The 22,638-nt window shown below is 61.5% G+C and carries 23 protein-coding genes; 8 read left to right on the top strand and 15 right to left on the bottom strand.

What is annotated here, in order from left to right; all coding sequences use genetic code 11:
- Position 1: 1 nt before the first annotated feature.
- Positions 2–1,156, bottom strand: coding sequence for an efflux RND transporter periplasmic adaptor subunit (locus AOA59_RS24405; RefSeq protein ID WP_099489437.1), 1,155 nt, complete (start codon positions 1,154–1,156; stop codon positions 2–4).
- A 171-nt stretch (positions 1,157–1,327) separates the two neighbouring features.
- Between AOA59_RS24405 and AOA59_RS24400 the strand changes: the two genes are divergently transcribed.
- On the top strand, positions 1,328–2,029 hold the full coding sequence (locus AOA59_RS24400; RefSeq protein WP_017135033.1) for a response regulator transcription factor: 702 nt from the start codon (positions 1,328–1,330) through the stop codon (positions 2,027–2,029).
- A gap of 3 nt (positions 2,030–2,032) precedes the next feature.
- Positions 2,033–3,334, top strand: coding sequence for an ATP-binding protein (locus AOA59_RS24395; protein WP_099489355.1), 1,302 nt, complete (start codon positions 2,033–2,035; stop codon positions 3,332–3,334).
- On the opposite strand, the gene AOA59_RS24390 is transcribed toward AOA59_RS24395, so the two are convergent.
- From AOA59_RS24390 to AOA59_RS24380, 3 genes are all read right to left on the bottom strand, one after another.
- The gene (locus AOA59_RS24390) at positions 3,335–4,009 is read right to left on the bottom strand and encodes an anti-sigma factor domain-containing protein (protein ID WP_069788830.1); all 675 of its coding nucleotides are present in this window, start codon (positions 4,007–4,009) and stop codon (positions 3,335–3,337) included.
- A complete protein-coding gene (locus AOA59_RS24385; RefSeq protein ID WP_099489354.1) occupies positions 4,006–4,533 on the bottom strand; it encodes a sigma-70 family RNA polymerase sigma factor in 528 nt (175 codons plus the stop codon). The genes AOA59_RS24390 and AOA59_RS24385 overlap by 4 nt, the downstream gene beginning before the upstream one ends.
- A 61-nt stretch (positions 4,534–4,594) precedes the next feature.
- The gene (locus AOA59_RS24380; RefSeq protein ID WP_099489353.1) at positions 4,595–5,116 is read right to left on the bottom strand and encodes a DUF3455 domain-containing protein; all 522 of its coding nucleotides are present in this window, start codon (positions 5,114–5,116) and stop codon (positions 4,595–4,597) included.
- A 135-nt stretch (positions 5,117–5,251) separates the two neighbouring features.
- Between AOA59_RS24380 and AOA59_RS24375 the strand changes: the two genes are divergently transcribed.
- Both AOA59_RS24375 and AOA59_RS24370 read left to right on the top strand, forming a co-directional pair.
- Positions 5,252–6,031 carry a class I SAM-dependent methyltransferase gene (locus AOA59_RS24375; RefSeq protein WP_099489352.1) on the top strand — a complete coding sequence of 260 codons (780 nt, stop codon included), beginning with the start codon at positions 5,252–5,254 and terminating at the stop codon, positions 6,029–6,031.
- 82 nt (positions 6,032–6,113) lie between these two features.
- A complete protein-coding gene (locus AOA59_RS24370) occupies positions 6,114–6,899 on the top strand; it encodes a sulfite exporter TauE/SafE family protein (RefSeq protein WP_065931677.1) in 786 nt (261 codons plus the stop codon).
- A 127-nt stretch (positions 6,900–7,026) separates the two neighbouring features.
- Here the strand turns inward: AOA59_RS24370 and AOA59_RS24365 are convergent, their stop codons facing one another.
- A complete protein-coding gene (locus AOA59_RS24365; protein ID WP_099489351.1) occupies positions 7,027–8,265 on the bottom strand; it encodes an acyl-CoA dehydrogenase family protein in 1,239 nt (412 codons plus the stop codon).
- Between the two features lie 266 nt (positions 8,266–8,531).
- On the opposite strand from AOA59_RS24365, the gene sfnG reads away from it, so the two are divergent.
- Entirely contained in the window at positions 8,532–9,617 is a 1,086-nt protein-coding gene (sfnG, locus tag AOA59_RS24360; RefSeq protein ID WP_099489350.1) for a dimethylsulfone monooxygenase SfnG, read from the top strand.
- Here the strand turns inward: sfnG and AOA59_RS24355 are convergent.
- A complete protein-coding gene (locus AOA59_RS24355; RefSeq protein ID WP_099489349.1) occupies positions 9,601–10,701 on the bottom strand; it encodes a GNAT family N-acetyltransferase/peptidase C39 family protein in 1,101 nt (366 codons plus the stop codon). The genes sfnG and AOA59_RS24355 overlap by 17 nt on opposite strands.
- A 94-nt stretch (positions 10,702–10,795) precedes the next feature.
- On the opposite strand from AOA59_RS24355, the gene AOA59_RS24350 reads away from it, so the two are divergent.
- Positions 10,796–12,382 carry a RimK family protein gene (locus AOA59_RS24350; protein WP_099489348.1) on the top strand — a complete coding sequence of 529 codons (1,587 nt, stop codon included), beginning with the start codon at positions 10,796–10,798 and terminating at the stop codon, positions 12,380–12,382.
- Positions 12,383–12,470: 88 nt separating this feature from the next.
- Here the strand turns inward: AOA59_RS24350 and map are convergent, their stop codons facing one another.
- Both map and AOA59_RS24340 read right to left on the bottom strand, forming a co-directional pair.
- Positions 12,471–13,232, bottom strand: coding sequence for a type I methionyl aminopeptidase (gene map, locus AOA59_RS24345; protein ID WP_069788835.1), 762 nt, complete (start codon positions 13,230–13,232; stop codon positions 12,471–12,473).
- Positions 13,232–13,432, bottom strand: coding sequence for a ParD-like family protein (locus AOA59_RS24340; protein ID WP_017135045.1), 201 nt, complete (start codon positions 13,430–13,432; stop codon positions 13,232–13,234). Before AOA59_RS24340 ends, map begins: the two co-directional genes overlap by 1 nt.
- Positions 13,433–13,707: 275 nt before the next feature.
- On the opposite strand from AOA59_RS24340, the gene ilvA reads away from it, so the two are divergent.
- Positions 13,708–14,730: a threonine ammonia-lyase, biosynthetic gene (ilvA, locus tag AOA59_RS24335; protein ID WP_099489347.1), complete on the top strand. Its 1,023-nt coding sequence runs from the start codon at positions 13,708–13,710 to the stop codon at positions 14,728–14,730.
- 224 nt (positions 14,731–14,954) lie between these two features.
- On the top strand, positions 14,955–15,221 hold the full coding sequence (locus tag AOA59_RS24330) for a DUF1652 domain-containing protein (protein ID WP_099489346.1): 267 nt from the start codon (positions 14,955–14,957) through the stop codon (positions 15,219–15,221).
- Positions 15,222–15,308: 87 nt separating this feature from the next.
- Here AOA59_RS24330 and AOA59_RS24325 read toward each other — a convergent pair whose 3' ends face one another.
- From AOA59_RS24325 to AOA59_RS24295, 7 genes are all read right to left on the bottom strand, one after another.
- The gene (locus AOA59_RS24325; RefSeq protein ID WP_099489345.1) at positions 15,309–15,569 is read right to left on the bottom strand and encodes a DUF2790 domain-containing protein; all 261 of its coding nucleotides are present in this window, start codon (positions 15,567–15,569) and stop codon (positions 15,309–15,311) included.
- A 100-nt stretch (positions 15,570–15,669) separates the two neighbouring features.
- Positions 15,670–16,608 carry a carbohydrate kinase gene (locus AOA59_RS24320; RefSeq protein WP_099489344.1) on the bottom strand — a complete coding sequence of 313 codons (939 nt, stop codon included), beginning with the start codon at positions 16,606–16,608 and terminating at the stop codon, positions 15,670–15,672.
- 12 nt (positions 16,609–16,620) lie between these two features.
- Positions 16,621–18,102, bottom strand: a complete 1,482-nt coding sequence (gene xylB, locus AOA59_RS24315; protein ID WP_099489343.1) for a xylulokinase — start codon at positions 18,100–18,102, stop codon at positions 16,621–16,623.
- Positions 18,103–18,271: 169 nt separating this feature from the next.
- Positions 18,272–19,753, bottom strand: coding sequence for a mannitol dehydrogenase family protein (locus AOA59_RS24310; RefSeq protein ID WP_099489436.1), 1,482 nt, complete (start codon positions 19,751–19,753; stop codon positions 18,272–18,274).
- Positions 19,754–19,769: 16 nt separating this feature from the next.
- Positions 19,770–20,873, bottom strand: coding sequence for an ABC transporter ATP-binding protein (locus AOA59_RS24305; protein ID WP_099489342.1), 1,104 nt, complete (start codon positions 20,871–20,873; stop codon positions 19,770–19,772).
- A 22-nt stretch (positions 20,874–20,895) separates the two neighbouring features.
- A complete protein-coding gene (locus tag AOA59_RS24300; RefSeq protein WP_078742104.1) occupies positions 20,896–21,726 on the bottom strand; it encodes a carbohydrate ABC transporter permease in 831 nt (276 codons plus the stop codon).
- 10 nt (positions 21,727–21,736) lie between these two features.
- Positions 21,737–22,627 carry a carbohydrate ABC transporter permease gene (locus tag AOA59_RS24295; RefSeq protein WP_056859283.1) on the bottom strand — a complete coding sequence of 297 codons (891 nt, stop codon included), beginning with the start codon at positions 22,625–22,627 and terminating at the stop codon, positions 21,737–21,739.
- Positions 22,628–22,638: the final 11 nt, after the last annotated feature.

The raw sequence follows: 22,638 nt of genomic DNA, 5'->3' as shown, positions 1-22,638 counted from the left end.
GTTATTCCTTGACTGGCTGGCCGGAGGCGGGGCTGTCGTCCACCTCGACTTTTTCGCCGGGGCGCGCGTGTTGCAGGCCTTCGACGACGATGCGGTCACCGGGCTTGAGGCCGCTGCTGACGATCCAGCGGTCCTCAATCACCGCACCCAGTTCCACCGGCTGCTGGCTGACGGTTTGCTCGGCGTCCAACAGCAGCACCATCGGGATGCCGGCGCTGTCACGGGTGATGGCGCGTTGCGGCACGCTGATACCTTGCTTGTCCACAGCCTGTTCAAGGCGCACACGCACAAAGCTGCCCGGTAACAGGTCGAGGTCCGGGTTGGGGAACTCGCTGCGCAGGATGATCTGCCCGGTGCCTGGGTCGACGCTGATTTCGGCAAACAACAGCTTGCCCGGCAACGGGTACAGGCTGCCGTCGTCCTGGATCAGCGTGGCCTTGGCCTGGTCCTGGCCGACCTGCTTCAAGCTGCCGGCGCGAAAGGCGCGGCGCAGGTCATTGAGTTCGCGGGTCGACTGGGTGAGGTCGGCGTGGATCGGGTCCAGTTGCTGGATAATTGCCAGGGGCGTGGCCTCGTTCTGACCGACCAGCGCACCTTCGGTCACCAGCGCACGCCCGATACGCCCGGAAATCGGCGCGGTGACGGTGGCGTAGCCCAGGTTCAACCGGGCACGTTCGACCGCGGCCTTGTTGGCAGCGACTTCGGCGTTGGTCTGGCGCAGGTTGGCGCGGGCATTGTCGTAGTCCTGGCCGCTGATGGCGTTGCCTTCGACCAACTGGCTGTAACGCTGCTCTTGCAGACGGGCCTGGAACGCGTTGGCCTCGGCCTTGCTCAGGTTGGCCTGGGCGCTGTCCAGGTCGGCCTTGAACGGCGCGGGGTCGATGCGAAACAGCACATCACCCTGTTTGACGTCGTGGCCTTCCTTGAACACCCGCTGCATGACCACGCCGGCGACCCGTGCGCGCACTTCGGCAATGCGCGGCGCGGCGATACGCCCGCTCAATTCGCTGGTGATCGACAGGGGCTTGGCTTGCAGGGTTTCGATGCGCACTTTGGCCAGTGGCGTCTCTGGCGCTTCCTCGGCCGACTGGCCACAGCCGCTCAGGGCCAGCGTCAGGGCCAGCAGACAAAACGGCGCAAACAGATTCTTCGACATGCTCATATCCCAATATTGACTGGCGCATCCTAAAGACACCTGCGCCGTGGTGCTGTGAAGCTGTGTAGGCCGTGTGTGAAGAAGTGTAAGGTGCGGCGCGCTGCGCGACGGGGGCGTATATCCTTGCACAATCCTGCAACACACCAACAAACAGTATTATTTGGAAACACCATGCCCAATATCCTCCTGGTGGAAGACGACGCCGCACTCTCCGAGCTGATTGCCAGCTACCTGGAACGCAATGGCTACCACGTCAACGTGCTCAGCCGTGGCGACCATGTGCGCGAACGGGCGCGGCTCAACCCACCGGACCTGGTGATCCTCGACTTGATGCTGCCCGGCCTCGACGGCTTGCAGGTGTGCCGCCTGCTGCGCGCCGACTCGGCGGGCCTGCCGATTCTGATGCTTACCGCCCGCGATGACAGCCACGATCAGGTGCTGGGCCTGGAGATGGGTGCCGACGACTACGTCACCAAGCCCTGCGAGCCACGCGTGCTGCTTGCCCGTGTACGCACCTTGCTGCGCCGCAGCAGTTTGTCCGAACCGCAGGTGGCCAATGACCAGATCGTCATGGGCAACCTGTGCATCGACCTGTCGGAACGCACCGTGACCTGGCGCGAGCAGGCGGTGGAGTTGTCCAGCGGTGAGTACAACCTGCTGGTGGTGCTGGCCCGGCATGCCGGTGAAGTGCTCAGCCGCGACCAGATCCTGCAACGCCTGCGCGGTATCGAGTTCAACGGCACCGACCGCTCGGTGGACGTGGCCATTTCCAAGCTGCGGCGCAAGTTCGACGACCACGCCGGCGAAGCGCGCAAGATCAAGACCGTGTGGGGCAAGGGCTACCTGTTCAGCCGTTCCGAGTGGGAATGCTGATCCATGTTTCGTGTATTGCTGCGCCTCTACCTGGTCACCATCATTACCTTCAGTGCCGCGATCTTCCTGATACCCAAGTTAGTGATTCAGCTGTTTGAACACCGCTACATGGACTACAACATCGAGCAGACCCGTGGCCTGCAAAAGCTTATCGTCAAGCAGTATCTGCGCGCGCCGGTGGAGCGTTGGTCCCATGTGACCGAGCAACTGAACCGGGATTTCGCACCGCTGCAAGTCAAGTTGCTGCTGCGCCAGGACGCCAGCTATACGCCCGAGGAGGAGCAACTGCTGGAGCACGGCAAGCCGGTGATCCGCCTGGGCGAGTGGGGCTGGATGGAAGACATCAGCTCGCCGATCAACCAGCAGTTTGCGGTGAAACTGAGCATCCCGCCGGACCCGCTGGACATGAACCTGTTGTATTGGTCGATGAACGTACTGATCGGCGCGGCCTTGCTCGCCTGCCTGCTGTTCTGGCTGCGCCCGCACTGGCGTGACCTGGAGCGCCTGAAAAGCACCGCCGCGCAATTGGGCCGGGGCAACCTCAGTGAGCGCACGCAGATCCCCGCCAGCTCCAACATCGGCAGCCTGGCGTCGGTGTTCGACACCATGGCCGACGACATCGAACGCCTGCTCAACCAGCAGCGCGACTTGCTCAACGCCGTGTCCCATGAACTTCGCACGCCGCTGACGCGCCTGGACTTCGGCCTGGCCCTGGCGCTGTCCGAAGACTTGCCCCAGGCCAGCCGCGAGCGCCTGCAAAGCCTGGTGGCGCATATTCGCGAACTGGACGAGCTGGTGCTGGAATTGCTCTCCTACAGCCGCCTGCAAAACCCGGCGCAGTTGCCGGAGCGGGTCGACGTGGTGCTCGATGAGTTTATCGACAGCGTGCTGGGCAGCGTCGATGACGAACTGGAAAACCCCGAGATCGTCATCGATGTGGCGCTCGACTGCGCGGTGGAGCGTTTCAGCCTCGACCCGCGCCTCACGGCCCGGGCGTTGCAGAACCTGTTGCGCAATGCCACGCGCTATTGCGACAGGCGCATCCAGGTGGGGGTCAAGGTGTGTGCCGACGGCTGTGAAATCTGCGTGGACGATGACGGCATCGGCATTCCTGTGGAGCAGCGCGAGCGTATCTTCGAACCCTTCTATCGCCTCGACCGCAGCCGTGACCGCGGCACGGGCGGTTTCGGCCTTGGCCTGGCGATCAGCCGGCGCGCCATGGAAGCCCAGGGCGGCACCTTGACGGCCCTGGCCTCGCCTCTGGGCGGGGCGCAATTCAGGGTGTGGTTGCCCAGCGCCAGCTGATCAAAGCACTTTGACCGCGCGGCCGATGGCCTGGATCGGCCCGGTCGGCTTGCCGGTCGGTGAACCGCGAGGGTCTTCCAGGGTCAGCTCGAACAGTTGGTTAGGTGTGAGCGGCGGCAGTTTGTTCAGCGGCACCGACAAGGTTTGCCCAGGCTTGACCAGCCCCAACGAAACCGGAGCCTGCCAGCCATCGCCCTTGGTCCAGAATTGCAGGGCTTTGTCGCTCGGTACCTCCATCACCCCCAACGGAATCAGTTGGATCTGCTGATCATGGCTGGCCTGGATCACCCAGCCGGGTGCCTGGCTCTGTGGCGCGACCAGCACCACCACAAAGGTTGGTTCTGCCACGGGCGGGCGGGTCAGTAACAGCGCGGCCAACACCAGAGTGGTCACCAAGCCTGCGCCGGCCAAACCACGCCAGAGCGCCAGCAGGTTCCACCACGGTACGCCGGCTGGCTGATCTGCCGTGCTGCGTTCGATGCGCCGCCACAGTTGTGCGGACGGCGGCACGGGTTCGGCCAAGGCGGTCAGCGGCAACAGGCGCTGCTCCCAGGCATCCACCGCCGCACGCAGTTCTAGGTCATGTTTCAAGCGTTGTTCGACCTCAGCGCGTTGCTCGGCGGGCAGGGTGCCCAGCACGTATTCGCTGGCGAGTTCATCCAGTGGGTTGCTCATGCCATGCACTCGCGCAGCGCGACGAGGCTCCGTTTGATCCAGGCTTTGACGGTGCCCAGGGGCGTGTCCAGTTTCCGGGCGATTTCGCTGTGGGAAAAGCCGTCGACATAGGCGTGAAGAATGCACGCGCGACGGGGTGGGTCGAGTTGTTCCAGGCAGCGGTACACCTGACCTTCTCGGGCGCTGAATTCGAAGCTGTCATGGGCGGCGGCGAGCTGCTCGTGCTCTTCGCCCAAGGCCACCTCCCGGGCGTGATTGCGCACGGCATTGAGTGCCAGGTGCCGGGTGATGCTGAACACCCAGCCCCGCGCCGAGCCACGGCTTGGGTCGAAACTGCCGGCGCCGCGCCAGACCTTGATAAACGCGTCGTGCACGACATCTTCGGCCAGGGCTTTGTCGCGCACAATGCGCAACGCCACGCCGAGCAACCGGCTGCTGTCCTCGGCATAGAGTTGGCGCAAGGCGCGTGGGTCGCCACGGGCACATGCCGCCAGGCACGCTTGATAATCAAACAAACACGGCATCCTTAAAAAGGCTGGGTCCTGTGGCGAGCGCACTCGCCACAGGCAGCGTAGCCGAGTTTGCTCAGTTGGCCGCCCAGAAGATGTAGTCGGCCTGGTACTTCACCACGGCCTGCTGCCCTTTGTTCGCCGCCGTGCATTCGCTGCTTGGCGCCACGCCGCCTTTGAGCGCGACCCGCTGGATGTAACTGACACCACTCATGGCACCTTTACCTTCGGCCGGGTTGGCCTTGACCAGTTGATAGGGCAGGTTGCCTGCACTGGAAGGCGCTACCGCCAATTGAGTGCCGGTGATTTTCGAGCCGTCCTGGGCTTGCCAGGTGGCAGGCGGGCCGAAGTAGCTGCCCACTGGCTTGCCGCTGCGGTCATTCAACACGGCTTTGGGGCCGACAAAGAACCATTCGGTCTGGCCGATGGCGTTGGCTTTGTCACGGCATTCGTAGGTGATTTCGCCGACCCCGGTGGTTTCCATCGCAATCTTGTGCCCGTCCGGCACCTTGATGTTGTCCGGCAAACCGGTCTGGGCGAAAGCCGCGGGCGCGACGGTGAGTGCAGCCGCGAGGCAGAACAGTGTTTTAGCGTTCATGGGTAGTGCTCCATTTGAGTAAAACAGCGGGGTGACTGCAAGGACTACACGCCACACGCCCGATTGGATGCACGGGTTAGAAAATAAACCTCAGAGGGCGCACACTGTGCGCCCGCCCCCGAGGAGAACGTCGCAATGACTGGTGTTCACACGTCTGCTCAACAAGGTTTTTCGACCCAGGCCGCCACTTACGCCCAAGGTCGTCCGGATTATCCCCGCCAACTCACCGGCTGGTTGACCAACACGCTGCTGATCAATGCACAGTCGACCGTGATCGACCTGGGCGCCGGCACCGGCAAGTTCACCCGTTTGCTCAGCACCCTGGCGCCCAGCCTGATTGCCGTCGAGCCGGTCGAGGCCATGGGCGCGCAACTGAGCAAACTGTTGCCGGATGTGCGCCTGCTCAGCGGCACCGCTGAAGCCATACCGTTGCCGGGCGCCAGCGCCGATGCGCTGGTGTGTGCGCAAGCCTTCCACTGGTTTTCCACCGAGGCCGCACTGGCCGAGATCCACCGCGTGCTCAAGCCCGACGGGCGCCTGGGGCTGGTGTGGAATGTGCGCGATGAGTCGGTGGATTGGGTTGCGGCCATCACCGAAATCATTACGCCCTATGAAGGCGACACCCCGCGTTTTCATACAGGCCGTTGGCGCGAAGCCTTCACGGGTGAGTATTTTTCCGCGCCGCAAATGAGCTGTTTTGCCTATCAGCATGTGGGCAGCCCTCAGGAAGTGATCATGGATCGCTTCCTGTCGGTAAGCTTCATCGCGGCGCTACCCGCCGCGCAAAAGGCCACGGTGACCGAGCAATTGCGCCAGCTGATCGACACGCACCCGGCACTGCGTGGGCGTGACACTGTGGCGTTCCCGTATCAGACCCAGGCGTATGTCTGCCATCGTCTGACAGAAAAAGCATAAAGTCAGATCATATTGGTATAAGTCGTTATAAGAAAAATCGCTATCCTGCGGCCAGAATTTTATAAGGCCGCGGGTAGTTGTAATGGATGTAGGCAATATTGGTTTTGTAGTCGCTGGCCTGATCGTTGGTTTTATCGTCGGCATGACCGGGGTCGGCGGGGGCTCTTTGATGACGCCGATCCTGTTGTGGTTCGGGATCAACCCGGCCACCGCCGTGGGCACTGACTTGCTGTATGCCGCCATCACCAAGTCCGGTGGCGTGCTGGTGCACAGCAAAAACCGGAACATCGACTGGACCATCACTGGCTGGCTGACGTTGGGCAGTGTGCCGGCGGTGTTGCTGACCCTGTGGTTCCTGGCCAGCCTGCACACTGATCCGAGCGCGATGAATGCGGTGATCAAGCAGGCGCTGGGTTTTGTGCTGCTGCTGACGGCACTGGCGATTCTGTTCAAGAAAAGCCTGTTGGCGTTTGCTCAGCGGCATGCCGGTGATGATTATCACATGAGCCCGCGTAACCTGAATGCGCTCACGGTGGTCACCGGGGCGGTCCTGGGCACCATGGTGGCGTTGACCTCTATCGGTGCCGGCGCCCTCGGGACTGTGGCATTGTTTATCTTGTATCCGTTCCTGGCCACGCGGCGGTTGGTCGGCACCGAGATCGCCCACGCCGTGCCGCTGACCCTGGTGGCGGGCCTGGGGCATGCCAGCATGGGCAATATGGACTGGCACCTGCTGGGCTTTTTGCTGATGGGGTCGTTGCCGGGGATTTACCTGGGCAGTCACATGACCGGCAAAGTCCCGGACGGCGTGTTGCGACCGTGTCTGGCGATTATGTTGATGACCATTGGGTATAAGCTCGCGTTCTGAGTGGTACACAGGATCGTTCCCACGCTCTGCGTGGGAATGCCACCCCGGACGCTCTGCGTCCCGCTCTTGAAGCCGTGACGCGGAGCGTCACAGGATGCATGCCCACGCAGAGCGTGGGAACGATCAATTACGCTTTGCCAGGCCCATTCCCGATCTGCCATACAAACGGCGGCTCGGTCCCATTGATCACCCAATCCCCCACAATCCGCGCCTTGTAGATCACCGGGTTATGCGACGACACAGTCCGCGCATTGCGCCAATGGCGATCCAGCGCTTTACCCTGGCGTACATCCGACGCCCCCAGCGCATTGAACAGCTCACTGGTAGCCCGCTGAATCAGCTCCGACACCACCACCTGCGCTGTCGCCGATTCAATCTCGGCAGCCACGTTCGCCGCACGCTCAGCCACCGCATCCCCGGCAAATCGCGCCAGGTAAGCCCGCTGCGCCGGCACTGCAGCTTTCAACGCACTGGCCTCGGCGGCATACACCAGGGCGGCCACTTCACCCACCACTTGCTGAACCTGCGCATCCTGGCTGACATGCGCCGCATTGCCATGGCTGTAGATGCGTTTGCGGCTGCGCACCTGCTGCGCCACGTCGTTGAGCGCGGCACGGCCGATGCCGGCCAGGCTCGCCAGCAGTACCAATTGGTAAAACGCGGTCTGGTATTTGAAGCGCGTGGCAAAGTCGATCACGTTGTCGGCCTCAACCACCGCATCGGTAAACCGCGTGGTGCCGCTGCCCGTGGTGCGCTGGCCGAACCCGTCCCAGTCATCACGTTGCACCACGCCAGGCTGGCGCGTGCGGGTGGCGGCGATCACGTCGGCGCCGGTGTCGCTGCGCTGGGCGTACACGTCGATCCAGTCGGAGAAAAGGCTGCCGGTGCTGTAGAACTTTTCGCCGTTGAGCTTCCAGTTGTCGCCATCCGGGCTGACTTGAGTGACCACATCGCCGATCGCCACGTTACCGATTTCGGTCCAGGCGCACCCGACGATATCGCCGTCGACAAAACGCTTGAACCACAGGTCGCGACCCGCGCCGGGTGGCGCGTTCAGGCGGTCCTCGGCAAAGGCGAAGTGCCCGCGCAACGCCTGGGGCACATTGGAGTCGGCCGCCGCCAGTTCGATCAGCAGCTCAAACAATTGCGGCAGGGACGCGCCGCCGCCGCCGTATTCCACCGGCACCCGCACCGCGCCGAACCCAGCGTGTTTGAGCCACTCAATCGGCTCGTAGGGCAGGGCGCGCGCCTGTTCACGCGCCACGGCACCTTCGGCGATGCGCTGGAAGATCGGCCGAAAGCGCGCGGCAAGTGTGGGGTAATCGACGCCGATGGACAGCGGGTTGATGACATGTTGCTCGGTCATGGGGTACGGCTCCTGGGCAGTGATCAATGCTTAGCGGATTGCACAGTCCGTGCCGGGCGGCGCAGCCCCTATTTGCTGGGGCTGGAGCCAAACTGCTGTTGCTCCAGCAACAGCAAATCGACAAATCAAGGCCATCCGCGACATTCACCCGCTTGGCAACCACCACGGCGATATGCGCCACAACGCCCATGGGGTGGTGCTTTGATGCTGTCTGGCACGCTTGCTGCTCAAGCCTGGTTACATCCTTTCCTGCGAGGTACTGCCAGATGAGTCAGCAAGCCGTGAAATTTGCCTATTGGGTACCCAACGTCAGCGGTGGGCTGGTGGTCAGCAAGATCGAACAGCGCACTCATTGGGGCATCGACTACAACCGCAAGCTTGCGCAGTTGGCCGAGGCGGCCGGCTTCGAATATGGCCTGACGCAAATTCGCTTTACCGCCGGTTACGGCGCCGACAACCAGCATGAGTCCGTCGCGTTCAGCCATGCGTTGCTGGCGGCGACCACCACGCTCAAGGTGATCGCGGCGATCCTGCCTGGCCCTTGGCAGCCGGCGTTGGCAGCCAAGCAACTGGCGACCATCGACCAGCTCACCAACGGGCGCATTGCGGTGAATATCGTCAGTGGCTGGTTCAAGGGCGAATTCCAGGCCATCGGCGAACCCTGGCTGGAACACGACGAACGTTATCGTCGCTCCGAGGAGTTTATCCGCGCCCTCAAAGGCATCTGGAACCAGGACGATTTCACTTTCAAGGGTGACTTCTACCGCTTCAACAATTACAGCCTCAAACCCAAGCCACTCGGCCAGCCGGAAGTGTTCCAGGGCGGCAGCTCACGGGCGGCGCGGGACATGGCGGCACGCGTGTCGGACTGGTACTTCACCAACGGCAACACGCCCGAAGGCATCAAGGCCCAGGTTGATGACATCCGCATTAAGGCCGCGGCCAATAATCATTCGGTGAAAGTCGGTGTAAACGCCTTTGTGATCGCCCGCGACACCGAAGAAGAAGCCCGCGCCGTGCTCGCCGAAATCATCGACAAGGCCGACCCCGAGGCGGTGAATGCGTTTGGCGACGCGGCCAAACAGGCGGGCAAGGCCTCACCGGAAGGCGAGGGCAACTGGGCCAAGTCCAGCTTTGAAGACCTGGTGCAATACAACGACGGCTTCAAGACCAACCTGATCGGCACGCCGCAGCAGATCGCCGAGCGCATTGTTGCGCTCAAGGCTGTGGGCGTGGACCTGATACTGGCCGGCTTCCTGCATTTTCAGGAAGAAGTCGAATACTTCGGCCAGCGCGTCCTGCCGCTGGTGCGCGAGCTGGAAGCCAAGGCCGGGGTCAAGCAGGTGGCTTGAACAGCACCACCGCCGCGCGCAATTGTTTGCTGCCAAAACGACACATGCGCTCGAACTCCCCATGGCTGACCGGCAGATGCTGGCAGTCCAGGGGCTGGCGATGCTGGCTGTGGTCCACGTCAGGATCGTGCAGGTAGACGAACTCTGCGTCGCAGTCGGTGACCATCACCCAGTGCGGCGACTTCGAACGGGTGAGGCGGTAGCTGCTGATCAGCACCAGCGGCTGCCCGCCGGCCTGCAATACCTGGGGTAAATCCAGGGCGCCGCCGAGTATCTGTTCGACGTCGCTGCCGGCCAATTCCTCTTCAAACGCTTCGTGCACTAAGCGCATCACGTCCTTCTTGTGCGGGTCGCGCACGCCGTCGAGAAACAACGGCCCGCGCACATTCACCTGCATACGCACCCGAAACCCCCGGCGCCAGGCCGCCAACGCCAAGCCTTGCGGGCTGCAGCCGCCGTGGCCTGCGGTCATGAACACGGTGGTGGCTTCACGCCAGATCTGCAGTTCTTCGCGCCGCCCGGCCACACGCCCAGGCCGCAACGCGCCCATGGCCATCAGCAAGCACGCGGCGCCACAGGTGAAGTCGGTGGTCTGCTGGTAATACGGCACGCTCTGGGGGCGTGCGACCTGGTGCTGGAGGATGCGTTTTTCCAGGCGAATGGCGGCGGTGTGATCTTCGTAATAATCATTGATCAGCGCAAAGCGCCGATAGCCATTGCGCTCGTACAACGCCAGGGCACCGGGGTTGTCGGTGCGCACTTCCAGGCGCAGGTAGGCGCAGTCATGTTCCAGGGCGCAGGCCTCGATGCGCGTCAGCAATCGCTTGCCCAAACCCATGCCGCGTGCGTGCTCGGCGATTGCGATGGAGTACAGGCGCGCCAGCGAGGTGCCGCGGTGGAACAACACCAGTGCATAACCGAGCAATTGCGCGTCGTTTTCCGCCACCAGTAACTGGCCATGGGCACGGCTGATCATCCACTGGAAACTGCGCGGCGAGAGCCGGTCGGTGGTGAAACAGTGCTGTTCCAGCGCGACCAATTCGGGCACGTCAGCGGGTATTGCAACGCGAAAGGAAAGAGCCATATGACCGCCGTAAAAGTTGCGTAACGAAACGGGACTTCTCTAAAAGATCGTGCTTAATAGAAAAGGTCGAGTTCTCTAAAGCGGATCAAATATTATGTCAGCGGTACAAGGTCATTGGCGTGAAGTATCCGAGCAAAACGTCGCGGCGACAATAACTTCCGGCAGTTATTTATCGGTCGCGAGCAAAGGGTCCAGTCAAGTGGTGATCATTGTCGAACGCAAGGAAGATTGGGCCTCCTACTTTCCCAGCGAAGACATCGTGACGGCCCAGGAATACCTTGAGCAAACCCGTGAAAGCGAGACGGGCAAGCGTGTGCAGGTCATCAACCTGTGCCGCAGCTACAAGTACCTTGGGCACGGCTACTACTGCTCGTTGCTGGCCGAAGCGCGTGGGCACAAGGTGATTCCGTCGGTGCGCACCATCAGTGAATTGACTAAAAAGTCGCTGTATGGCTTGGCACTGGACGACCTGGATAAAACCCTCGATAAAGCCCTGAGTCATCACCTTTACAGCAATACCGAAGGTTTTACCCTGACACTTTATTTTGGTCGAACCAATATAGAGCCGCTGCAAGAGTTGGCGCGCCAGTTATTTGAAACCTTCCCGTGCCCAATCTTGTTAGTTGAGTTTCGCAGACACAATGGCTGGCATATCGACGGAGTCAAGTCCGGGGTATTGCACAAGTTGCGCGATGACCAGGAAGACCAGTTCGCCCACGCCCTCGACAACTTCAGCCGCAAGATCTGGCGCCAGCCGCGCTCACGCCGTTTGGCGCGTTATGACCTGGCGATTCTTCACGACCCGCAGGAACAACTGCCGCCGTCCAATGCCCGCGCCCTGGACAACTTTGTGCGGGTCGGCAAGGGCCTGGGCATCGATGTGGAGCTGATCGAGCGCAAGGATTATTCACGCCTGGCCGAGTACGACGCCTTGCTGATCCGCGAGACCACCAGTGTCGACAACCACACTTACCGCTTCGCCAAAAAAGCCGAAAGCGAAGGTCTGGTGGTCATGGATGACCCGGCATCGATCCTGCGCTGTACCAACAAGGTCTACCTCACTGACCTGCTCAACAGCCATCAACTGGGCATGCCCGCCACCGAGATTCTCTACAAGGAGCGACCGGAGGACTTCGAACGGGTTGGCGAGCGCCTGGGCTTCCCGTTGGTGTTGAAGATCCCCGACGGTTGCTTCTCGCGCGGCGTGATCAAGGTGGAAAGCCAGGAGGCCCTGCTCAAGGCTACCGCCGAGTTGTTCGAACATTCGGTGCTGTTGCTGGCCCAGGAGTTTTTCTACACCGAGTACGACTGGCGCATTGGCGTGCTCAACCGCAAGCCGATCTTTGCCTGTCAGTACTTCATGTCCAAGGGCCATTGGCAGATTTATAACCACAAGGCCATCGGCCAGGACATCAACGGCGAATGCCGCACCCTGGCGGTCCACGAAGCACCCAAGGCGGTGGTGGAACTGGCGGTGAAGACCGCCAACCTGATCGGCGACGGCCTTTATGGCGTCGACCTCAAACAGTCCGGCGACAAAGTGGTGGTGATCGAGGTCAACGACAACCCGAACATGGACGCCGGTATCGAAGATGCCTATCTGCAAGACGACCTGTATGCGCTGGTGCTGGAGGAGTTCGTACGGCGCCTGGAGTTGAAACGCCAGGGCCAGGGCTGGTGATGCAAACAGCATGAACAACCTGTGGGCGCTGGCTTGCCTGCGATAGCAATATTGAGGACGCCCTCGCAGGCAAGCCAGCGCCCACAGGTTATGCGTCGGTGTGCGGTTGCAGTGTCAGCACTTCAAAGCCGTCCGCCGTCACCGCCACGGTGTGTTCCCATTGCGCCGACAGGCTGTTGTCCTTGGTCACCACCGTCCAGCCATCCTTGAGGTCGCGCACCTTGGCGCTGCCCTGGTTGAGCATCGGCTCGATGGTAAACACCATGCCTTCGCGCAGTTCCAGGCCGGTGCCGGGGCGGCCGAAGTGCAGCACTTGGGGTTCCTCGTGCATCTGCCGGCCGATGCCGTGGCCGCAATACTCACGCACCACGCTGTAGCCGTTGGCTTGCGCGTGGCTCTGGATCGCATGGCCGATATCGCCCAGGCGGGCGCCGGGGCGAACCTGGCGAATGCCGGCCCACATGGCTTCGAAGGTCTGTTCCACCAGGCGCCGGGCCTTGGGCGCCACGTTGCCGATCATGTACATCTTGCTGGAGTCAGCGATAAAGCCGCCTTTCTCCAGAGTGATATCGATGTTGATGATGTCGCCGTCTTTCAACACCTCCTTGGCGCTGGGCATGCCATGGCACACCACTTCGTTGATCGAGGTGTTGATGCAAAAGGGGTAGTCGTACTGCCCAAGGCTCGCCGGGCGGGCGTTGAGGTCGTTGCGGATGAAGGCTTCGACGGCGCTGTCCAGCTCCAGGGTCGAGCGCCCGGCAGCGACAAAACCGTCGAGCATGCTGAATACCTTGGCCAGCAGGCGCCCGGATTCGCGCATCACCGCCAGTTGTGCGGGGGTCTTGATCATCAGCCGCGCCCTCGGATCAGGTCGGGTTTGTCCAGCAACAGCTTGTTGATCAGCTCGTTGTAGGGCAGGTGCGGGTTGAGTTCGGCCAGCAGGCCGATCTTGATCCAGAACTCGGCCTGGGCATTGATGGAGCGGTCCATGGCCGCGCTGGCCAGGCGTAGCTGTTCGTGCAGTTGGTCGGTGATCTTGACGATGCCCATGGGGTTCACTGTGTTGGATGGATATACAAAGCGTATACGTTTCGTATATCGCGCGTAAACCCCAACCGGCTAAATGGCGACAGGCCATTGACTTGCCCAACCACCGCCGGTTAATTTCGTTGCATGACATTTCAAGCCTTGCGCCGCCAGCCGAGCATTATTATTACCGCCATTCCTCATTTGGCGGGATAGCACACGGCTGCACCCAAACCCGCCCTGGAGGCGGGTTTTGTTTTTCCGACTCCTGGGCAGCACACCAATTCCAGGAGACGCCCATGAGTACCCACCGCGCCGCGCAAACCGCCAATACCGGGCTGCTTGAGCACTACGTGAAAAAGATCCTCGCCGCCCCGGTCTACGACGTGGCGGTGCGCACGCCCTTGCAGCCGGCGCCTGCGCTGTCAGCGCTACTGGGCAACCAGGTGCTGCTCAAACGCGAAGATTTGCAGCCGACGTTTTCCTTCAAGATCCGTGGCGCCTACAACAAGCTGGTGCAACTCGGCGATAAGCACAAAGCCTGTGGCGTGGTGACCGCCTCGGCGGGTAATCATGCGCAGGGTGTGGCGCTGGCGGCGCGGGAGCTGGGGATCAAGGCCAGCATCGTCATGCCGTGCAGCACACCGCAATTAAAGGTGCTGGGCGTGCGTTCCCGGGGCGCCGAGGCGGTGCTGCATGGCGAGAGCTTTCCGTTTGCCCTGGCCCACGCGCTGCAATTGGCCGAGGCAACGGGTTGCACCTTTGTTTCGCCGTTCGATGACCCCGATGTGATCGCCGGCCAAGGCACTGTGGCCATGGAAATACTGCGTCAACAGCAAGGCCCGCTGCACGCGATCTTCGTACCGGTGGGCGGCGGCGGCCTGATCGCCGGGATTGCCGCCTATGTCAAATACCTGCGGCCCGAGGTGCGCATCGTCGGGGTCGAACCCGAGGGCTCGAGTTGCCTGCTGGCGGCCCTGCGCGCCGGTGAAAGAGTGGTGCTGCCCAGTGTCGACGGGTTTGCCGACGGCACTGCCGTGGCGCAGATCGGCGCCTATGGCTTTGAGATCTGCCGCGATTGGGTCGATGAAGTGATCACCGTCAGCAATGACCAACTGTGCAGCGCCATCAAGCTGATCTACGACGATACGCGCTCCATCACCGAGCCTTCCGGCGCACTGGCGGTGGCGGGCATTCGCAAGTACGTCAGCCAAAACGGCGTGCGCGGGCAGACCCTGGTGGCGGTGAATTCCGGGGCCAATATCAACTTTGATAGTTTGCGACATGTTGCAGAGAGAGTCGCAGCGCAAGGTGTCATTTAGTGCATAAACGTTTAATCGGCGCGGTTCGACGACGATGTTGGCTACACAAACCGGCTTATATAACGGGTCGTTGCGCTTATGAGGAAAAGTTACAACAAGAACGGATTTTGCCGAGTAGGCTTATTGACTGTAAGCGTCTGCCAAGGTCGGTAAGACGTGGCGGGCCCGTGCCTGCCGGACACACAAAAAATCTGTTGGCAGTCTCAAGAAAGGAGAGGTTGGCCATGCTTTCGGAACTGGAACTACGCAGCATTATTGAAGGAAGTTTCCTGCCCAAGCGGTGTGAATGCACCAAAGCCGAAGACGCCTCGTTGACGATCAAGGTCTATGACGATCGCGACCGTGACCGGTTAGATTTGGAAGTCAAAGGTATCAACGCGGAAAAACTCGACAGCAGTCGAGCCATTTGCAACCTGATCAGCGGGTTGCGCGAAGACCTCAAGCACACCCAAGTGCCTGCTCAGCAAAGAGTGGCGGGGCGCGGCTACTAGTCAGCCAAGTGGTTGAGTGCAAGTGGTTGAGAGTCAGTCACCGATGACCTGTGGGCCTGGCAATCGCCAGGCCCAATACGGTGTGCATCAGTTCTGGAAATCACAGGCTTCGGACATTTTTCGATAGCCCACGTCTTCGATTTTGCCGGCTTTGTCCACGAATTTGATATCGGCATTGATTACCTTGCACGCGTCGGTGTCTTCCTCGTGCATGGCGATGACTTTGTCGATGTTCAACGGCGTGCCGTATTGATAAGGCACGGGCTTGGCCGCGGTGTCGGCTTGGGCCATGCCCGATACTGCTGCAAGGGCCAGGGTGGCGGTGAATAACCATGTACGCAGTTTCATGAGGGTGCTCCGCAAGTGAGTTCAATTTCACTCTCGGCTTGCGGGATTAACCATCGATTAATTTTGCCTTGGCTGACAAAACCTTCATGAAACCCGGGCTTCAGCCCAACTGCTGACGATACGGCAGGTCCGGCCCGGTCTTGCTGCAGGTCAGCGCGGCGGCGCGGATGGCGAAGCCGAGCATGCTGTCGATCTGCTCGCGTGTCAGTTGTTGCAGGCCGTCAATCGAATCCAGCTGCTGCTCGGTCAGCCAGGCAATCAACGCGGCCTGGAAGGTGTCGCCGGCGCCTACCGTATCGGCCATCACGACCTTGACCGCAGGTTGCGACCAACTGCCGTGCTGGCGGCTGAATACTGTCGCGCCATCGCCGCCACGGGTGAGGAATACCAACTGGCAACGGTGTTGCAACCAGCCTTGCAGCACGCTCTCGGGCGATTGGTCGGGGTAGAGCAGGTGCAGGTCTTCGTCGCTGACCTTGATCAGGTCGGCATGTTTGACCAGCTCGGCCACGCGCTCACGCCACAGCTGGATATCCGGCTGCGGGTTGAGCCGCACATTGGGGTCCAGGCTGATCAGGCGCTTGCCGCTTTCGCGCTTGACCAGGCTCAGCAGCGTGTCGCCAATCGGCTGCACCACCAGCGAAAACGAGCCGACATGCAGGCCACGAATCTCATCGCCCAACGTCGGCAGATGCTCAAGGGTCAATTGCCGATCTGCGCAGCCTTCGCCGCGAAAGCTGTACTGCGGTGAGCCGTTGGCGCCCACGGCAACCATTGCCAGGGTAGTCGGCGCGGCAAACTCAAGCAGAAACTGCCGGCTGACGCCTTCGTCCTTGAGCACTTGCAGCAAGCGCTGGCCAAGGAAATCGTCGGACACGCCACCCAACAGCGCGGACTCAATGCCCAGGCGGCGCAAACCCACGGCCACGTTGAACGGTGAACCGCCGGCAATGGCCTTGTAATTGACCCTGGAAGCCTGACCGCTGGCCTCTTGCTCGCTGAAAAAATCAAACAGCGCTTCGCCACACACCAGATACATAGTCGTTCGCTCTTAAAGGGTTGCCACGAGCTGCTGGTAGCGCTCGTAAGCCTGTTGATAGGCACTCACATTGGTCGCCACCGGCAGCGTGCGGCTGCTCGGGTCGACACTGACGCATTTGTCGCACAGGCTGGCCAGGGATTCGCCGGACTGGCTCCAGGCCGCCTGAATCGCCGCGCCCAGGGCGGCGGCTTCGCTTTGTTCGGTACACACCACTTCAGTGTTCATGATATCGGCGACCATCTGCCGCCACACCGGGCTTTTCGAGCCGCCGCCTATCAGACGGATACTGTGGCTTTGCAGGCCGGTCTGGCGCAGCAGGTCGAGTCCGTAGCGCAGGCCGAAGGTGGTGCCCTCGACCACCGCGCGGCACAGGTTGGCGCGGGTCAGGTTGGTCATGGTCAGCCCGTGGAGGCTGCCGGTGGCGTGGGGCAGGGCGGGCACGCGTTCGCCGTTGAGGAACGGCAGCATGCTCACGCCGTCGGCGCCAATCGGCGCTTGCTCAACCAGGCTGTTGAAGGTCGCAAGGTCAAGGTCGAACAGCTCGCGAATCACCCCGGTGGCGTTGGTCAGGTTCATGGTGCAGATCAACGGCAACCAACCGCCGCTGGACGAACAGAAGGTCGCCACCGACGCTTGCGGGTTGACATTCGGCTGATCGGCAAAGGCATACACGGTGCCGGACGAACCCAGGCTCATGGTGATCACGCCGGGGGCGATATTGCCGGTGCCGATGGCGCCCATCATGTTGTCGCCGCCGCCGCTGGACACCTTGGCATTCGGGTTTATCCCTAAGCGTTCGGCGATGGCCGGCAAGATGGTGCCCACCGCTTGATCGGCGGCAATCAGTTGCGGCAAGGCTTTTTCCAGGCGCCCGCTGGGGTCGATGTGCGTAAGCAGCGCCACATCCCACTCGCGGCTGCGCACGTTGAAGTAGCCGGTGCCCGACGCATCGCCATATTCCGCCACGGCGCGGCCGGTGAGCCAGTAGTTGAGGTAATCGTGGGGCAGCAGGATATGGGCGATGCGCGCGAACACGTCCGGGTGTTGTTCACGGGTCCACAGCAGTTTCGACACGGTATAGCCCGGCGCAATGGCCACGCCGAGGCGTTCCAGCGAGCCGCTTTCGCCGCCCAGGTAGGCCAGCAGGCGCTCGTTCTCCGGCGCGGTTTCGGTGTCGCACCAGAGTTTGGCCGGGCGCAGCACTTCACCTTGCTCGCCCAGCAGCACCAGACCGTGCTGCTGGCCGGACACGCCGATGCCGAGGATGTCCTGGCCGTCTACACCGGCCTGTTGCAGGGCGCGGTGGGTAGCTTCGGTAAAAGCGTCCAGCCATTCCTGGGTGTGCTGTTCGCGGCGGCCATTGGCGCCGCTGATCAATGTATGCGCGGCGGCGCCCAGGCCCAGGACCTTGCCGCTGGACGCGTCGAGGACGATGGCTTTGGTGCCCTGGGTGCCACAATCGATGCCGAGGTACAGGTTTTGCTGGGTCATGGTGGATTGCTCAGCAGTATTATTCTTGGATTGATAACCCGGTCAAATGTGGGGGCTGGTCTGTGTGGGAGCTGGCTTGCCTGCGATGCCAGCACCTCGGTCTATCAGTCAAACCCAGGTGATGCTATCGCAGGCAAGCCAGCTCCCACACAAGCCAGCTCCCACATGTTTAATCGAGTTTCTTCAGCAGTTGCTGCAGGGTCGCGGTGACACCGTGGTCGCGCAAGCTGACAAAGCAACGCTCAAACGCTGCCACAAACTCAGCCGAGTTGGGAATAGCCTTGCCAAAAATCTCTTCCACACCCAGCAGGCGCTGGCTGATCAGCGCGTCGTCACTCACCAGCCCCTGGCAGAACTCGGCGCGTGGGTCGGGGATCTTGTAGGTCACGCCGTTTTCATCAACGCCTTTGAGGTACAGCGCCCAGGCTGCGACAACCAGCGCCGCACGTTCGGTTTCACGCCCATCGGCAATCAAGCGATTGATGGTCGGTACGGTGAACTTGGGAAACTTCGACGAACCATCGGAACATACACGCTCCAACTGGTCGGCGATCGCCTGGTTGGAAAAACGGTCGACCAGCGTCTGCTTGTACTGGGTCAAATCAATGCCCGGCACCGGCGCCAGGTTTGGCGTGACGTCGAGGTCCATGTAAGCGCGCATGTAGGCCACAAACACCGGGTCATTCATGGTGTCGTGCACAAACCGGTAACCCTTGAGAAACCCCAGGTAGGTCAGGGCCAGGTGGCTGCCGTTGAGCAGGCCGATCTTCATCTCTTCGTAAGGCGTGACGTCATCGGTGAACTGCACCCCGACGCTTTCCCAGGCCGGGCGGCCGTTAACGAATTTGTCTTCCAGCACCCATTGCACAAACGGCTCGCACACCACCGGCCAGGCGTCGTCGATGCCGTGTTCGTCGTGCAGTTGCAGGCGGTGGGCGCTGCTGGTCATCGGTGTGATGCGGTCGACCATGGCATTCGGGAAACTCACGTTGGCCTTGATCCAGTCGTGCAGTTCGGCGTTGTGCAGGGCGGCAAATGCCAGCAGTGCCTTGCGCGTGACGGCGCCGTTGTGCGGCAGGTTATCGCAGGACATCACGGTAAACGCCGGGGTGCCGGCGGCGCGACGCTGGGTCAGTGCGGCGCAGATAAACCCGAACACGGTTTTCGGGGCATTGGGATGCGCCAGGTCGTGCTGGATCTGCGGCAGGTGCGCCATGAACTCGCCGTTACTGTCATCGATGCAGTAGCCGCCTTCGGTGATGGTCAGCGAAACAATGCGAATCTGCGGGCTGGCCAGCTTGTCGATCAACGCCTGGGCACCGTCTTCGGCCAGCAGCATGTCGCTGATCGCGCCGATCACGCGCACGTCGGTGTCATCGGTATCGCCCAGCTCATACAGGGTGAACAGGTAGTCCTGGCCGGCCAGGTCGTCGCGGGCCTTGCGGTCCTCGCTGCGCAGGCCGACGCCGCAGATGCTCCAGTCCAGGCCAACGCCGGTATTCATCAGCGCGTCGGTGTAATACGCCTGGTGCGCGCGGTGGAAACCGCCGACGCCGATATGCGCGATGCCCTGGGTGGTGCTGGCAATCGCATAGGCGGGAATTTTCACGTGCGGCGCCAATTGGGTGAGGTTCTGTTTATTCAGTTTCATCACAAGTCTCGCGAAATCAGGCGGCAGCGCGCAGTGGACGAGCCACGGCCACGCCATCGGTGTCGAACAGATGGCAGTGCGCCGGGTCCAGGTGCAACTGCAGCGTTTCGCCGTATTGGCTGGCCATGTCGCCACGGATGCGCAGGGTCAGAGGCTCGCCGCTGGCGGTAATGACGTGGCAGAAAGTGTCGCTGCCCAGGCGCTCGCCGACGTCGGCGGTGACGGTCAGAGTGGTTTGGCCAGGCGAGGCAATTTCCAGGTGTTCCGGGCGAATACCCAGGGTCACCGCGCTGCCCACGCTCAGGCTGGCGCCGCTCATTGGCAGGCTGATCAGCATGCCGGCGTCCAGTTGCACGTCGCAGCTTTGACCCTCGACACGGGCCACCTTGCCCTTGAGGAAACCCATTTTCGGCGTACCGAGAAAGCCTGCCACAAACAGGTTGGCCGGCTGGTGGTACAACTCCAGCGGCGAGCCGACCTGCTCAACGCGGCCACTGTTGAGGACCACCACCTTGTCGGCCAGGGTCATGGCCTCGACCTGGTCGTGGGTCACGTAAATCATGGTTGCTTGCAGTTCTTTATGCAGGCGCGAGAGTTCCAGGCGCATCTGCACACGCAGGGCGGCGTCGAGGTTGGACAGTGGTTCGTCGAACAGGAAAATCTTTGGGTTACGCACGATTGCGCGGCCGATCGCCACGCGCTGACGCTGGCCACCGGACAGTTGCTTGGGCTTGCGCTCCAGCAACGGGCCAAGTTCGAGAATACGCGCCGCTTCGCTGACTTTGCTTTCCACCAGCTTCTTGTCGACACCCGCCAGGTCCAGGGCAAACGACATGTTTTTGCGCACGCTCATGTGCGGGTACAGCGCGTAAGTCTGGAACACCATGGCCAAATCGCGCTTGGCCGGGGTGACTTCGGTGATATCGCGGCCATCGAGTTCGATGGTGCCTTCGGTGACTTCCTCAAGGCCTGCGATCAAACGCAGCAGGGTGGATTTACCGCAGCCCGACGGGCCGACGAACACCACGAACTCCTTGTCGTTCACCTCAAGGTCAATGCCCTTGATGATCGAGAAACCTTCGAAGCCTTTTTGCAAATTCTTGATTTTCAGGTTGGCCATGATGGGCCTCCGCTTGGAATTATTATTTAACTGCGCCGAAGGACAGGCCACGCACCAGCTGTTTCTGGCTGATCCAGCCAAAGATCAGGATCGGCGCACAGGCGAGGGTCGAAACGGCGGACAATTTGGCCCAGAACAAGCCTTCGGGGCTGGAGTAAGAGGCGATCAGCGCGGTCAACGGTGCGGCATTCGAGGAGGTCAGGTTCAGCGACCAGAACGCCTCGTTCCAGCACAGGATCAACGACAGCAGCACGGTGGAGGCCAGGCCGCCCTTGGCGATGGGCAGCAGCACGCGGACCATTTCCTGCCACAGGGTGGCGCCATCCAGGCGTGCGGCTTCGAGGATGTCCTTGGGGATGTCCTTGAAGTAGGTGTACACCATCCACACCACAATCGGCAGGTTGATCAGGGTGTAGATGATGATCAGCGCAATGCGCGTATCCAGCAGGCCCATGCTCTTGGCCAGCAGGTAGATCGGCATCAGCACGCCCACCGGCGGCAGCATTTTGGTCGACAGCATCCACAGCAAGGTGCCCTTGGTGCGTTTGGTTTCGTAGAACGCCATGGAGTAGGCGGCCGGCACCGAGATCAGCAAACACAGCGCGGTGGCGCTGAACGAAATCACCACCGAGTTCCAGGCGTAGGCGAAGTAGTTGCTGCGCTCGTTGATGTGCAGGTAGTTCTCCAGCGTCGGCGTGAAGATGAACTGCGGCGGCGTGGCGAACGCGTCGATTTCGGTCTTGAAGCTGGTCAGCACCATCCAGAAGATCGGAAAGAAAATCAGGATCGCGATGGCCCAGGCCAACGTGCCGAGCAGCAGGCTTTGCAGGCGGCGGGATTGTTGAAGCGTCATGGCGCGGCCCTCAAGGCTTGTCAGTCAGGTTTTTGCCGATCATCCGCACCAGGATGATCGCCGCGATATTGGCGATGACCACGGCAATCAAGCCGCCGGCCGAGGCCATGCCCACGTCGAACTGCACCAGCGCCTGGTTGTAGATCAGGTAGGCGAGGTTGGTCGAGGCGTAACCGGGGCCACCGTTGGTGGTGGTGAAGATTTCGGCGAATACCGAGAGCAAAAAGATCGTTTCGATCATCACCACCACGGCAATCGGGCGGGCCAGGTGGGGCAGGGTCAGGTGCCAGAAGATCGCGATGGCGCCGGCACCGTCCAGGCGTGCGGCTTCTTTTTGTTCCTGGTCGAGGGACTGCATGGCGGTCATCAGCAGCAGGATGGCGAAGGGCAGCCACTGCCACGACACAATGATGATGATCGACAGCAACGGGTAGTGCGCCAGCCAGTCCACCGGCTCGGCGCCGAACAGCTTCCACACGGCGGCGAGAATCCCCGACACCGGATGGAAAATCAGGTTCTTCCAGATCAGCGCACCGACGGTGGGCATGATGAAGAACGGCGAAATCAGCATCACCCGCACAATGCCACGGCCAAAGAATTCACTGGCCTCCAGCAACGCACTGATCAACACGCCGAACACCACGCTGATCAGCAGCACGCTGCCCACCAGTAACAGGGTGTTGGTGGCGCCAGGCAGAAAGCCCGAGTCGGTGATGAAGTAAGTGAAGTTCTCCAGCCCCACGAATTGGTTTTCGCCAGGGTAGAGCAGGTTGTAGCGGATCAGCGAAAAGTACAGGGTCATGCCCAGCGGCACGATCATCCACAGCAGCAGCATGGCCACCGAGGGGCTGACAAGGAACCAGCCGGGGTTGGCCAGGCGGTTTTTGGGTGTTGTATTCATTAGGATCAAGA

The sequence above is a fragment of the Pseudomonas sp. 2822-15 genome (assembly GCF_002742515.1).
Lineage (GTDB): Bacteria > Pseudomonadota > Gammaproteobacteria > Pseudomonadales > Pseudomonadaceae > Aquipseudomonas > Aquipseudomonas salomonii.
The sequence above is the reverse complement of the archived record's forward strand: the minus strand, read 5'-3'. Positions and strand labels throughout refer to the sequence as shown.

Coding starts and splice junctions, on each gene's coding strand:
- AOA59_RS24320 (WP_099489344.1), bottom strand. CDS start 16,608: ATGTATCTGGTGTGTGGCGAAGCGCTGTTTGATTTTTTCAGCGAGCAA.
- AOA59_RS24355 (WP_099489349.1), bottom strand. CDS start 10,701: ATGGCTCTTTCCTTTCGCGTTGCAATACCCGCTGACGTGCCCGAATTG.
- sfnG (WP_099489350.1), top strand. CDS start 8,532: ATGAGTCAGCAAGCCGTGAAATTTGCCTATTGGGTACCCAACGTCAGC.
- AOA59_RS24365 (WP_099489351.1), bottom strand. CDS start 8,265: ATGACCGAGCAACATGTCATCAACCCGCTGTCCATCGGCGTCGATTAC.
- ilvA (WP_099489347.1), top strand. CDS start 13,708: ATGAGTACCCACCGCGCCGCGCAAACCGCCAATACCGGGCTGCTTGAG.
- AOA59_RS24340 (WP_017135045.1), bottom strand. CDS start 13,432: ATGGGCATCGTCAAGATCACCGACCAACTGCACGAACAGCTACGCCTG.
- xylB (WP_099489343.1), bottom strand. CDS start 18,102: ATGACCCAGCAAAACCTGTACCTCGGCATCGATTGTGGCACCCAGGGC.
- AOA59_RS24300 (WP_078742104.1), bottom strand. CDS start 21,726: ATGACGCTTCAACAATCCCGCCGCCTGCAAAGCCTGCTGCTCGGCACG.
- AOA59_RS24295 (WP_056859283.1), bottom strand. CDS start 22,627: ATGAATACAACACCCAAAAACCGCCTGGCCAACCCCGGCTGGTTCCTT.
- map (WP_069788835.1), bottom strand. CDS start 13,232: ATGATCAAGACCCCCGCACAACTGGCGGTGATGCGCGAATCCGGGCGC.
- AOA59_RS24380 (WP_099489353.1), bottom strand. CDS start 5,116: ATGAACGCTAAAACACTGTTCTGCCTCGCGGCTGCACTCACCGTCGCG.
- AOA59_RS24310 (WP_099489436.1), bottom strand. CDS start 19,753: ATGAAACTGAATAAACAGAACCTCACCCAATTGGCGCCGCACGTGAAA.
- AOA59_RS24305 (WP_099489342.1), bottom strand. CDS start 20,873: ATGGCCAACCTGAAAATCAAGAATTTGCAAAAAGGCTTCGAAGGTTTC.
- AOA59_RS24390 (WP_069788830.1), bottom strand. CDS start 4,009: ATGAGCAACCCACTGGATGAACTCGCCAGCGAATACGTGCTGGGCACC.
- AOA59_RS24330 (WP_099489346.1), top strand. CDS start 14,955: ATGCTTTCGGAACTGGAACTACGCAGCATTATTGAAGGAAGTTTCCTG.
- AOA59_RS24400 (WP_017135033.1), top strand. CDS start 1,328: ATGCCCAATATCCTCCTGGTGGAAGACGACGCCGCACTCTCCGAGCTG.
- AOA59_RS24370 (WP_065931677.1), top strand. CDS start 6,114: ATGGATGTAGGCAATATTGGTTTTGTAGTCGCTGGCCTGATCGTTGGT.
- AOA59_RS24375 (WP_099489352.1), top strand. CDS start 5,252: ATGACTGGTGTTCACACGTCTGCTCAACAAGGTTTTTCGACCCAGGCC.
- AOA59_RS24325 (WP_099489345.1), bottom strand. CDS start 15,569: ATGAAACTGCGTACATGGTTATTCACCGCCACCCTGGCCCTTGCAGCA.
- AOA59_RS24405 (WP_099489437.1), bottom strand. CDS start 1,156: ATGTCGAAGAATCTGTTTGCGCCGTTTTGTCTGCTGGCCCTGACGCTG.
- AOA59_RS24385 (WP_099489354.1), bottom strand. CDS start 4,533: ATGCCGTGTTTGTTTGATTATCAAGCGTGCCTGGCGGCATGTGCCCGT.
- AOA59_RS24395 (WP_099489355.1), top strand. CDS start 2,033: ATGTTTCGTGTATTGCTGCGCCTCTACCTGGTCACCATCATTACCTTC.
- AOA59_RS24350 (WP_099489348.1), top strand. CDS start 10,796: ATGTCAGCGGTACAAGGTCATTGGCGTGAAGTATCCGAGCAAAACGTC.